Consider the following 12,249-nt stretch of genomic DNA (forward strand, 5'->3'; position numbering starts at 1 on the left):
CGTTGTCCACACGAATAGCTTGGGGCTTTCCGTAGATCCGCACCAGCGCGTCCAGTTCCCGAGCGCCACGCGCGCCGGAGATGCTGGTGTCTGCAATTAGGCCCAAGTTCTCGCGGCTGCAGTCGTCGATCACCGCCAGGATACGGAACTTCCGTGAAGCCCCGAAGCTGTCGGAGAGAAAGTCCAGCGACCACCGTGCATTGGGGCGCACCGCCTGCGGCATAGGAGTGCGTGTGCCTTGGGCCCGCTTGCGACCGCGGCGTCGTTTCACTGAAAGCCCTTCCTCCCGGTAAAGCCGATAAAGTTTCTTGTGGTTCATGACCATACCTTTGCGTTCGAGCAGAACGCCGATTCGGCGGTAGTCGAACCGACGCCACTTGCCGGCAATCTCCTGCATCTCCTTGCGTATCTCAGCGCAGTCCGGCGGGCGTTCACGCCGGACTGTCTTTGGGTCGACACCAACAAGCCTGCAGGCGACGCTGCGAGATTTCATGGTCCCGCATCGCTTTAAGCGCTGCCTCCCGCCGCTTGCTTGATGTCGTCAGTTCTTTCCCAGCAGATCTTTCAGCACGACATTGTCGAGCATCGTATCGGCCAGCAGCCGCTTGAGCTTGGCATTCTCATCTTCAAGGGACTTCAGCCGGTCAGCTTCAGAAACATCCATACCCCCGTATTTGGCTTTCAGCTTATAAAATGTGGAGGGGCTCAGACCGTGGCGACGACATACTTCGGCTGTCGGCATGCCTGCCTCTTGCTCCTTAATCATCCCAATAATCTGCGCCTCGGTAAAACGGCTCTTTCGCATATGTTTGCTCCTTCGTGGTTGAGCAAACTCTACCTTAAAGTGAGGGATCTCGCGGGGGGCAGGTCATTATCCATATGGCTTCCTTCTCGGCTTTGTGCTCAAGTGAGAGAGGGTACAAGCCTTCTGTCTTCCAAGCATCAACTGGCGGTAAGGGCGGCCATTATAGAAGCGACCGGTCAGGAGAGTAGCCTGGAAAAATTCGCGATGTCGATGTTGCCACCGCTGACGATGACGCCGATGCGCTGACCCTTTAGTTGATCTCCAAACGCGCGAGCGGCCGCAAAACCGAGGCAGCCGGTCGGTTCCACCACGAGCTTCATGCGCTCAGCAAAGAATTTCATACACGCGACCAACTCTTCGTCCGTCGCTGTCAGAATGTCATCGACGTTGTTTTGGATGATCGGGAAGGTGATGTTCCCTAGGTGCTGAGTTTGCGCACCATCTGCGATGGTCTTGGGTGTATCGATATGGACGATTTGGCCGCTACGGAAGGATTGCTGCCCGTCGTTGCCGTCCTCCGGCTCCACACCATAGATTTTGCAGTCCGGAGACAGGGTTCGGCCCGAGAGTGCGCAACCAGCCAGTAAGCCACCGCCACCTAAACATACGAAAAGCGCATCCAGAGGACCAACTTCTTCGAGGAGTTCCTTGCCCGCGGTCCCTTGGCCGGCCAGAACATCGCGGTCGTCGTAAGGCGGAATGAGCGTGAAGCCGTGCTTTTCAGCGAGATCCAGACCAATCTCTTCACGGTTTTCGGAATAGCGGTCATAGATCACTACATTGCCGCCGTAGCCTTTCGTTGCGGCAAGTTTGGCAGCCGGTGCGTCATGGGGCATGACGATTGTCGCCGGAATGCCCAATAGCTTGGCCGAAAGCGCAATGGCTTGTGCGTGGTTCCCCGATGAAAATGCCACTACGCCCGCCTTGCGTTGCGTGGGCGTGAATTGCGATAGCGCATTGAAGGCGCCGCGGAACTTGAATGCGCCCATCCGCTGAAAATTCTCGCATTTGAAGAAGACCTTCGCCCCCATTTGTTCGTCAACAGTGCGCGAGGTGATGACGGGTGTATGGTTTGCGTGACCGTTGATCCGTTCGGCCGCAGCAACGACATCGTCATATGTTGGAAGATCAGCCATATTTGTCCTTTCAGCTTCTATCAGGTTCCCGATGCCAGCATGCGCCGCCTAAGTCGGGTTAAACTTGTCATTTTGCGCAGGCATATACCGTGGCGCGTGAAACCCCGAGATGTGAGGCAACCGTATTCGCCGCGCGGCGCAGGTCCATCAGCCCGTCGGCCTTGAGCTCCTTGAGCAGCGCTCGGCGGTCCTCGGCGTTCAACCCTCGGGGCGTCTTGGCGAGACGCGCTGCGAATTTATCAATCGTGTCGCGAATGATGTCGCTGCTGGCTGGGTGCAGGCTTTCCTGGGCCATCGAATAGACCTGAACCTGCGCGAACTGGCTCAATATTCCTTGGAAGCCGTTGAAAATCGTCAGATCTATGTTGAGGCACAGAGCCGCGACGTAGCGACCTTCCGAATCCTTTATCCCGATCGAGGTGCTTTTGACCTGACGCCCGTCGCTGAACTGGTTGGGGTAATTGGCGATAACCTGTTCGAACTCGGGATCCGTGATCCGAGCCAAGCCCAACTCGGTCGCAGGACTGCCCACTTCTCGGCCGGACAGATTGTTGTAAAGGGAAAGGATCGCGTTTTCGGGGTCGAGCAGATCGTGAACCACCACTTCGCAGAATGGCGAGAAGGTCTGTGCCAGCCCATCGGCAACTTGCCTGATCTGGTCGAGAAGAAGCCTCTGTTCGGGAGTTCGTTCGGTCATGAGGGTCTCCTGCGAAAAGGCATTTTGGACAAACTGTATATAAGTTGACAAGCTGTCAATGTGGGTTGCAGACTGTTCGCAACGGTACATTGCGCAAACCGTGACCAGCGGGTCGGTCTTCGGATTGGCGTCGCGGGGGCGGCACAAGGGTGGCGGGCGTGGTGCGACGCATTCTCGTGTCGTCACCGACGGCACCATTGCGGGGCGTACACCTGGTAAGGAAACAAAATGATCTACATCAGCGAAGCCGAATCCTCGGCACTCATATCACATGATTTGGCTTACGAAGCCGCCCGCCGTGCCTTTGTTGCGGCCTGTGCAGTGGGCGCCGAGAATTTTCCGGTCGTCCTCGGCCATGGCAGCGACCGCCAGAATCGGTTCACCGTCAAGTCTGCGGCAGATGCGACGCTGGCAGGGCTGAAGATCGGGTCCTATTTCCCGACGAATGACGCGGTTGACCTTCCGCGCCACAGTTCGATTATCCTGCTGTTCGATCAGGGCACTGGCTGCATCGGTGCCATCGTCGAAGGCAGTAAGCTGAACGCCTATCGCACCGCCGCCGCCGACGCCGTGGCAACCGACGTATTGGCCCGCAAGGACGCCAAGGTGCTGGCGGTTTTCGGCACGGGCCATCAGGCGGAATATGAGGCGATGGCGGTGTCACATGTGCGCGATTTCGAGCGCGTCCTGGTCGTCGGTCGCGCGCCCGAGCGGGCCGAGGCATTTGCCACGCGTCTGCGCGCGCAGGGTCTGCCCGCCGAGACCGCCCCGGCAGAGGCTGCCTGCCGCGCAGCAGATGTCATTCTGACCGCGACCACCGCAACCGCACCTCTGTTCAATGCTGAATGGATACGACCGGGCACGCATGTATCTTCTATGGGATCTGACCGAACAGGCAAGCAGGAGCTACCGGCGCAGCTGTTCGACACTGCGTACCTGTTCTGCGACTTACCAGAACAATCCCGCCGCATCGGAGAGTTCCAGCACTGGAAAGGTGCCGCCGACCCGGTCGCCTTAGGGGAGGTGCTCGAAGGCAGAGCCCCCGGGCGTCGGTCCGATGAGGACATCACCGTTTTCGACAGTTCAGGCATTTCGATTCAAGACCTCTACGTGGCGACGATGATTATCGAGAAGCACCAAGACTGACGGCGCCAATATGAGACGCCTTCGAAAGACCCCAACATCTTATGCAGGATAGCGCGCTGTGACTGATACTTTGACGATTGAAATCTTAAACAAGCTGATCGCCTTTCCGACTGTCAGCAGGGATAGCAATCTGGAACTGATGAATTGGGTAGAGAATTTCTTGGATGAACGCGGCTTTACCTGTCATCGCGTGCCGGATCCGACAGGCCAGAAGGCCGGTTTGTTTGCCCGGATTGGCCCCGAGGGTGACGGCGGCATCATGCTATCGGCGCATTCTGACGTCGTACCGGTAGATGGTCAGGACTGGGCGAGCGACCCGTTCCGGATGATGCGACAGGACGGGCGGCTCTATGGGCGCGGTGCTTGTGACATGAAGGGGTTTCTCGCCTGTATGTTGGCGCTGGCGGATCAGGCGGCGCATCTGACACTACGCGAGCCCTTCAAATTGGCCATTTCATATGACGAGGAATTTGGCTGTCTCGGTATCAACCATATGATCGAACAACTGGCCCCATCGATCGGCTTGCCGAAATTCTGCATTGTGGGCGAACCGACGAATATGACGCTCGTCACCGGGCACAAGGGCAAATCCATAATGCGCGCAGTCTGCCGGGGAACGGCCGGGCATTCGTCGCTCGCGCCGCAGTTCCAGAACGCGCTGTATCTGGCCGCCGATTTGATGGTCTCGCTCCGCAGTTTGCAAAACAGCCACCGCCAAACCGGCCCCAGTGATCCGGCCTATAGCGTGCCTTACTCAACCCTGCATGTCGGCAAGCTGGAGGGTGGGGCCGCGCTGAACATGGTTCCGGAAACCGCGACCCTGGACCTGGAGCTTCGGCATTTGGCGCAGGATCCAGCCGAGCCGATCCTCGATGCCTTGCGAGACAGGGCCGCCGGGATTGCGGCTAAGGCGCGCGAGACGCAGCCCAAGGCCGATATCGAGCTTATCGAGGTCAGTTCGTACCCGGGATTGGAGGTTGCGGCTGGATCCGAGATCATCATTTGGATCACGAAATTCATGGATATTCCCGCAGGATCTGTACCTGAAGTCAGCAAGGTTAGCTTCGGAACCGAGGCCGGTAGTTTTGCCAAAATAGGTGTTCCCTCGGTCGTATGCGGCCCTGGCTCAATCCAGCAAGCCCACAAACCGAATGAGTACATCGAGATTTCAGAATTGAACAAATGCGACGCGATGCTGGCGAATATCCTGTCGTCGATTGCGAGCGATTAAGAGTATTGCGCCTGCGATACTGTCTCATGGCTTGCCCGCGGGCTTTGCAAGGCGCGCCACAGAGCCTCGGCCGCCGCGTCGGCGGGGGTCGCCGGGGCGCTCAATGAGATCTGCAAGTCGTGCGTCCATTCCCCGTCATCAAGGCGGATCAGGCGACCGGAGTTCAATTCGCTGCTGACCATGCTTTCAGGGAGCCACGCGACACCAGCCCCGCTGAGACACATGCCCTTGACCGCTTCGGCAAAGGAGTCGATGTGCCGGGTGCGCATCCAAAGCCGCGCCGAGCCGCTCTTTGGTCCAGACCCGACGATATTCGAAACCACCGCCCCTAGAAAGGATTCAGTCCCGTAGGTTAACAAGGGCAGTTTTGCCTCGGGCCTTCCGGGAAAACGCCAGCCGTTTTGCCGCGCGACCACAGGATCTGCCACAGGCATCAACTTCTCAGACCCGATATCGATGGTGACGAAACGATCTGGATTCAACGTCGTGGAAATCTGCGGATACCTGTAATTCACAAGGAACTCGCAGACCCCCTGCGACAAGAGATCGAAACACATCGCGGCATTGTCGGAAAAAACCCTAGCCTGAAGGTTGGGATCGTCTCGATACAATAGGGCAAGTCGCTGTGCTAGGAAATTCGAGGCGATCGAATGGGGTGCGGCAATTCGAAATATCCGGTCCCCCTGTGTGGCGCCGTGTCTTATCCCTTCTCGGGTCTGATGCAACTGCGTTATCAATTGACGCGCGACGGGTAAGAACGCCTCGCCGGCAGGGGTCAGTTGAATCGGATATTTGGTTCGTTCGATCAGGGGGGCTTCCACCCATTCCTCAAGAGCTTTTATTCGACGGCTGAGCGCAGACTGCGTGATGTGTCTCTCATGTCCCGCCTGGGTAAAGCTGCGCGTATTCTCGAGGGAAATAAAATCCTGCAACCAATTTAGATCCATGCAAAACCCCTAGATAACATGTTGCTTATTAAGCCTTATGCGACTTTGGAATGGTAATAGGAAGACTCCGAATTTGCGTTGTTTCAAAAAACCTAACATGCTTACCAAGTGACTGCGCTCATAGTGTACGAAACGGGCTCCGTCGGAGTTAATTCCGTTTCTTTCACGCTTTGAATGACGGCCCCGTTGCGTTCTGCTGCGCGGGTAAAAACAACAAGGAGGAACCTTCCCTATGACGTTTCATGCAAAATTTCGTTTTTCGATGTCGGCCGCGGCGGCCTGCGCGGCCTTTGCGGCCGGTACAACCGGCGCTTTCGCAGAAAGCGTAACGCTCAGTTTTGCGACCAACACCGCGCCCAACAACATGCGCGGCGAGGCCGAAAGCATCTTTATCGAAGAACTGGAAAAAGCCTCTGACGGAGAAATCAAGGTCGTTCCCTACTGGGGATCGGCGCTGATGGAAGGCTCGGAAATCCTCGGCGGTGTCCGCGACGGTGTTGCCGATATGGGTTTCATCAACATCAACTATTATCCCAACCAGTTGTTGCTCAACAGCGCCTATAACCTCTTCCCCAAAGGCCCGTCGACTTATGAGAACATCGCATGGGCCTTTGACCAGATGTATGAGAAAGTACCTGAACTGAATGCCGAGTTTGAAGGCCAGGGCCAGCGGATCGTTTATAAGTACGGTGTGACGCCCTATGCAGGCGCGTTCAAATCACCGGTGGCCAACCTCGAAGACTTGAAAGGTCTGCGCGTGCGGGCGGCGAGCCGCTGGTATCTCAATCTGCTCAAAGGCGCGGGTGCCACGCCGGTGTCAATGCCCTGGGGCGATGTCTATCAGGGCTTGCAGACCAATGCGATCGATGGTGTCTTCACCAATATCGACGGCATCCACCGTGCGAGCCTTGACGAGGCGGCTCAGAACGTCTTCTTCATGCCTGACCTGTGGCTTGCGATCCCGTTCATCATCACGATCAACGAAGACAAGTATCAGTCTCTGAGCGACGCACATAAGGAAGCCTTCGCCACGGCCAACGCCGCCGCGCGCGAACGCTTCAGCTCTGTCTGGGACAGCACGATCGAAGATATCCTGAAGGCGCAGGAAGAGGCCGGCTATACAATCGTCAAAGCCTCTGCCGATGACGTCGAGACGTTCACCAGCCTGCCTGACGTCCAAACCAATCAGGAAATCTGGGCCGAGGAAGCAAAAGCCGCCGGTGTGGAGAACCCCGCAAAGATCCTCGAAGGGTTCGAAACGGTCATCTCCGAAGCCATCGATCGATAAACGGTTACGATAACAATTAATCACCCGCGCCGGATCGCGGTATCCGGCGCGGCGAGAACTTTTAACGTGGAGTGCGTGATGCTCGCAAAACTGATTGACGTCTGTACCAACATCCTAGCCGAGTTATGCGGCTGGTTCTTGCTCGTCGTGATGGGTCTTATCGTCGTGGATCTGGTCAGCAGGGCCACAAGTACTCCGATCTATGGCGTTTCTGAAAGCGCGATGTTTGTGATGATCGCGATTGTCTATCTCGGCATTCCTTACGCCGAAAAGATGCGGGCCCATGTGCGGGTCGAACTCATTCTTGATAACCTGCCACGCCGTGTTGCTGCGGTGCTCGATCTTGCGATGTATCTCTTGGTCGCCGGGACTATGCTCGTGGTGCTCTACGCGGTCGTGATGAACGCATGGGGCTCCCTTGAGGCGCGCCAGGCCATCGCGGGTCCGACGCCGCTGCTGGTTTGGCCGGTCAAATTCGTCATGGTAATCGGGCTGCTGCTCTATGTGGTGCAGATCGTCATAAATGTCTGGCGGGCTTTCCGCGTCGTAACGCAGGGCGCCGATACGCTCGCAGCCGGAGACCTCTGAACAATGGATTTTTTTACTTTCGTCGGGATCAGCGGCGTCGTCGCTCTGCTGACCTTGCTTTTGCTTGGGATGCACCTTGCTGTCACCTTCCTGCTGGTGGGCCTGAGTGGCGTTGCGATCCTGCTCAACCAGAAAGCCGCTCTCTCGCTCATTGGTGAGACAATGTATTCCGCGATCGCCACGCCGACCTATACGGTTCTGCCGCTTTTCGTGTTGATGGGCGCCTTCGCGGCGGCCAGTGGCTTCGCCGAACAGGCCTACAAGTCGATCCACAGGGCGGCCGCCGGTGTGCCCGGATCGTTGGCAATCGCCACGTCCTTCGGCAGCGCCGCCTTCGCCACGATCTGCGGTTCCTCTTTGGCCACCGCCAGCGTGTTCGGGCGCATTGCCTATCCTGAAATGCGCCGCTACGGCTATGACAAGCCCTTCGCGCTCGGCTCGATCGCCTGTTCGGGCACTTTCGCCAGTATGATCCCGCCTTCGGGCATGTTCATCCTCTTCGCGATCTTCACCGAGACGTCCGTGGGACGGCTGTTCATGGCAGGCATCGTGCCCGGTGTGATCACCGCCACCGTCTATGCCATCTCGATGTATCTGCGCGCGCGCGCCAACCCCAAGCTGGCCCCGATGGCGCCGGAGGAAAAGGATGTCACCCCCACCGAGCGGCTGCGTGCGCTCGGCGGGCTTTGGCAGATCGCCGTTTTGGGCACGATCGTGATCGGCGGGATGTATGCAGGCCTGTTCACGGCAACCGAAGCGGGCGCCATTGGGGCTTTGGGCACGCTGATTTTCGGCCTGCTGAACGGACCGTTGCGCAAATTCCAGATCTTTCGCGGGGCGCTGCGCGAATCTGCCGAGATCACCGCGATGCTGTTCTTCATCATCGTGGGCGCGCTGTTTTTCAGCCGCTTTCTGGGCCTGTCGCGCATCCCCTATAACCTTACCCTGTTCCTTGAAAGCTGGGACGTTCACCGCCATGTCATTCTGGCCCTTATCCTTGCGACGTGGTTCGTGCTCGGGATGCTGATCGTGCAGACAGCAGTCTTCGCGCTGACTCTGCCGATCCTGTTCCCCATCGTAGTCAATCTTGGCTATGATCCGATCTGGTTCTGCGTCATCGCGATGAAGATGAACGAGATCGCGGGGGTGACGCCGCCTGTGGGGCTGAATGCCTTCAGTCTTGCGGGGTCTGCGGGCAAGGATGTGCGGGTGGACCATGTCTATCGCGGGGTCTTTCCGTTCATAGCCTGCGATTTGGTGGTGTTGCTACTGCTGATCTCTGTGCCGAGCATCGTCACCTTCTTGCCCAATATGATGTTCGACTGAGCCAAGGAGAAATTAACATGCAAACCGAATACGATGTCATATTGCGCGGCGGGCTGGTCGTTGATCCGGCCAATGGGTTGAACCGTGTTGCCGATGTTGCCCTGAGTGGCGGCAAGGTGGCCGAAGTGGGTGATATCTCGGGGCAGGCCCATGAGGAGCGCGATTGCAGCGGCCTCGTGGTGATGCCGGGGATCATCGACACCCATGTGCACCTGTCGCCATGGTTGGGTGGCAAGCCCGGCCATCGCATGCTGGCCCTCGCTGGGGTCACCTTTGCGCTCGATCTCGCCGGGCCGATCGACGGGGTCACCCGTTTCGCCGCAGAAGGCGGCTGCGGGCTGACCATCGGCTGCATTGATTACGTCCGCCCCGGCCATACGGTCACATCGGTCAATCCCGAGATGGACGAGCTGCGCGATACCTTGGCACGGGCTCGAAAATCGGGCGCGATCGGGCTCAAGATCCTCGGCGGGCATTTCCCACTCACGCCCGAGGCAACGGGCCGTGTGATGCAAGTCTGCGCGGATGAGGGCGCCTATGTCGCCTGTCATTCGGGCACCATCAACACGCCACAGAACGTGGATGGAATGCGCGAATCCTGTGAGGCTGCCGATGGAAATCCGCTGCATCTCGCGCACATAAACAGCTATACGCGCGGTCTGGATAAATCGGCATTGATCGAGGCCGAGGAAGCAATTGCCCTGATCGGTTCCAACCCCAATATCTGGGCTGAGTCCTATCTGGCCCCGATCAACGGCAATTCGGGCAAATGCGCGAACGGAGTCCCCGAAAGCGTTGCCACGCAGCGCAATCTGGAGCGTGGTGGATTCCGCCCGACCCGGGAAGGGCTGGCCGAGGCGATCGCGGCAGGCTGGGCAATGGTCCATCTGCCAAAGAACGGCATTCATGTCTTGGACAGTGGTCCCGAAGGGCTGGCCGCATGGCATCAAGCCGACAGCGATATCGGTATCAGCTTTCTGGCAAACCCGCCTGAGCCGCGTATGCATCTGGCCACCGCCAGACGAGCCGACGGCAGTTTTGCCATTGATGGGTTGGCCACCGATGGCGGCGGCATCCCGCGCAACGATTTGTGTTCGCGCGGATTGGGCCTCGTACATCTGGACGCGCTTTCGATGGAGGACTTCGTGACCAAGACCGCCGTCAATCCGGCGCGTGTGCTGGGCCTGTCTGCGCGCAAAGGGCATCTGGGGACCGGTGCTGACGGCGATGTGACGGTGATCGATTTGCGACGGCTGACCCCGGTTGCGAGCTATGCCAGCGGCAAACCGGTACTCTCGGATGGGCAGGTTGTGGGGCAGGGGTGTACGATGATGGTTCCGCCCGAGGGTGCGGAGCATGTGCGCAGTCTCGGTCTGGATGTCCTGATTGCCGAAGCGGGATCGATGATTCCTCGGCGTGCAAACGCGACATCCTCTGCATGAAAGATCAAACCGGGACGCTGGAGCAGATCCATTACCGCGTGACCGGAGCGGGGCTGAACCTGTTGTTGGTGTCAGGTCTGAACGGGCAGGCGCGGTTTTGGGATCCCGTCCGCACGTCTTTGGCCAAGCATTATACCGTTCTGACCTATGACCAGCGGGGCTGCGGCAATACGCCCGATGATCGTGCGGACTGGAGCATCGAGACCCTTGCCTCCGATGCTTTCGCGTTGGCTGACGCTGTGTTCGGCACCGCCCCTTTTACCGTGGTGGGCCATTCCACCGGGGGAGCCATTGCACAGCAGATGGCCGCGGCACAGCCAGAGCGGATCACCGCGGTGGGCTTGTCGGGAACATGGATGCAGGCCGATGATTACATGCGCGCGCTCTTTGCTCTGCGGCAGGACCTGCTGACGCGCGCCCCTGACCTGGACCCGATCCTCAGCAAAATCTTGCGAATGCCGCCTGCTGATTTCGGCCTGCCCGGGCAGGATGTCTCGCTGGACGTGAGCGTTACTTCACGTCGTATTGATGCGCTGATCGGTCATCAGGGTGCTCCTCTAGCGCCACGGATCACTGCACCGGCGCTGGTGGTCTGCGCTCGGGATGATCGTATCGTGCCGCCCTATTTGTCTATGGCGCTGCACAAGGCGTTGCCGCAAAGCACGCTTCATGTGGTTCAAGACGGTGGGCATTTTTTCGTGCATTCGCGCGTCGAACTGTTTGTACGTGGCCTTCTGGACTGGCTCGGTCAAATTGCAGAGTGACGAGGGGTTGGTTGTCACGATTATGGTTCTATAGAGCCAGCTCTTGCAGTTTATGCATTATAAGCATCAGAGCTAACATATCTGGCATTTGATTTAGGATAATTGTGTACGCCATTGTGCCTTAACTGTATCTGAACAAGGATCGCCTTTATGCATCTCGTTTGAAGTCAACTCGGTAGGAAGATCTTGTTAGCGGAGAGATCGCCTGCTCTGATCTAAAAACGGATGACATTGGAGATCCGACTGCCCTGCCGGCATTGCAGGATCAAGTCAACGGCCCAGTTGACCTGTTTCTGGCGGAGGTGCGTATGACGGTAATCCAACATCTGATTTGCTTGCGGCTCGGTTTGGGTCGATGATTGAGGTCATAATTCCGCCTACCAAGAACGCAGTATCCAGTCCGAACGTGGCGCAGCATTCGACGTCACGCGACTGTCATGTCGCCGAGATTGAAAGCAAGGGGGGTATCCCATGGCAGCAGTCATCGGGCTATAATCAGCGGAGCCGAGGCGAAACCCTAATGAGCCGTTGGAAGACCGTTATCGGGTCAAAGCTCAAGGGGCGCACCTTCAACAATCAGAAAACAGAAGCCAATATTGGCGTCCGCGTGCTTAATCGGATGACCGAACTTGGCCGCCCCAATTTCGTACGCATCGCATGAAATCCGTTTTGGGTAGGGCACGTTCCTCGCTTAAGTTGATCTGTGCAACACGGCCTTTGAACACAAAGCTTTGCATCTGATCGGCCCGACCAGAAACAAGTCGCAGAAGACGATCAAGGGGACGCGGCCCCGGCGAATTTACATTCGACTTTAGCGGCCTAAACATGTGAACTCTTCCTATCCGTTCTCTATTTACCCCCCAGAGATACGACTACGGC

At 57.8% G+C, this 12,249-nt stretch carries 11 protein-coding genes and 1 pseudogene; 8 read left to right on the forward strand and 4 right to left on the reverse strand.

Features of this window, described 5'->3' with window-relative positions; translation table 11 throughout:
- Nucleotide 1: 1 nt before the first annotated feature.
- The 3 genes and pseudogenes from K3759_RS17070 to K3759_RS17080 all read right to left on the reverse strand — a co-directional run.
- Nucleotides 2–805, reverse strand: a pseudogene (locus K3759_RS17070) (IS3 family transposase); the annotation flags it as partial.
- Between the two features lie 176 nt (nt 806–981).
- Nucleotides 982–1,941: a threo-3-hydroxy-L-aspartate ammonia-lyase gene (locus K3759_RS17075; RefSeq protein ID WP_259985932.1), complete on the reverse strand. Its 960-nt coding sequence runs from the start codon at nt 1,939–1,941 to the stop codon at nt 982–984.
- Nucleotides 1,942–2,008: 67 nt separating this feature from the next.
- Nucleotides 2,009–2,638 (reverse strand): transcriptional regulator, encoded by a 630-nt coding sequence (locus tag K3759_RS17080; RefSeq protein ID WP_259985934.1) that lies wholly within the window; start codon nt 2,636–2,638, stop codon nt 2,009–2,011.
- Between the two features lie 228 nt (nt 2,639–2,866).
- On the opposite strand from K3759_RS17080, the gene K3759_RS17085 reads away from it, so the two are divergent.
- Nucleotides 2,867–3,784, forward strand: coding sequence for an ornithine cyclodeaminase family protein (locus tag K3759_RS17085; protein ID WP_259985707.1), 918 nt, complete (start codon nt 2,867–2,869; stop codon nt 3,782–3,784).
- A gap of 58 nt (nt 3,785–3,842) precedes the next feature.
- Nucleotides 3,843–5,015 (forward strand): acetylornithine deacetylase, encoded by a 1,173-nt coding sequence (gene argE, locus K3759_RS17090; protein WP_259985708.1) that lies wholly within the window; start codon nt 3,843–3,845, stop codon nt 5,013–5,015.
- On the opposite strand, the gene K3759_RS17095 is transcribed toward argE, so the two are convergent.
- Entirely contained in the window at nt 5,012–5,962 is a 951-nt protein-coding gene (locus K3759_RS17095) for a LysR family transcriptional regulator (RefSeq protein WP_259985709.1), read from the reverse strand. The genes argE and K3759_RS17095 overlap by 4 nt on opposite strands.
- Nucleotides 5,963–6,194: 232 nt before the next feature.
- Between K3759_RS17095 and dctP the strand changes: the two genes are divergently transcribed.
- From dctP to K3759_RS17125, 6 genes are all read left to right on the forward strand, one after another.
- Complete coding sequence (dctP, locus tag K3759_RS17100; RefSeq protein ID WP_259985710.1) at nt 6,195–7,250, forward strand: TRAP transporter substrate-binding protein DctP; 1,056 nt, start codon at nt 6,195–6,197, stop codon at nt 7,248–7,250.
- A gap of 78 nt (nt 7,251–7,328) precedes the next feature.
- Nucleotides 7,329–7,838, forward strand: a complete 510-nt coding sequence (locus K3759_RS17105; protein WP_259985711.1) for a TRAP transporter small permease subunit — start codon at nt 7,329–7,331, stop codon at nt 7,836–7,838.
- 3 nt (nt 7,839–7,841) lie between these two features.
- Nucleotides 7,842–9,164, forward strand: coding sequence for a TRAP transporter large permease (locus tag K3759_RS17110; RefSeq protein WP_259985713.1), 1,323 nt, complete (start codon nt 7,842–7,844; stop codon nt 9,162–9,164).
- A 17-nt stretch (nt 9,165–9,181) separates the two neighbouring features.
- The gene (locus K3759_RS17115) at nt 9,182–10,606 is read left to right on the forward strand and encodes an amidohydrolase family protein (RefSeq protein WP_259985715.1); all 1,425 of its coding nucleotides are present in this window, start codon (nt 9,182–9,184) and stop codon (nt 10,604–10,606) included.
- Complete coding sequence (locus tag K3759_RS17120) at nt 10,603–11,370, forward strand: alpha/beta fold hydrolase (protein ID WP_259985717.1); 768 nt, start codon at nt 10,603–10,605, stop codon at nt 11,368–11,370. The genes K3759_RS17115 and K3759_RS17120 overlap by 4 nt, the downstream gene beginning before the upstream one ends.
- 520 nt (nt 11,371–11,890) lie before the next feature.
- Nucleotides 11,891–12,031 carry a hypothetical protein gene (locus K3759_RS17125; RefSeq protein ID WP_259985719.1) on the forward strand — a complete coding sequence of 47 codons (141 nt, stop codon included), beginning with the start codon at nt 11,891–11,893 and terminating at the stop codon, nt 12,029–12,031.
- Nucleotides 12,032–12,249: the final 218 nt, after the last annotated feature.

It is taken from the genome of Sulfitobacter sp. W027, assembly GCF_025143985.1.
GTDB lineage: Bacteria > Pseudomonadota > Alphaproteobacteria > Rhodobacterales > Rhodobacteraceae > Sulfitobacter.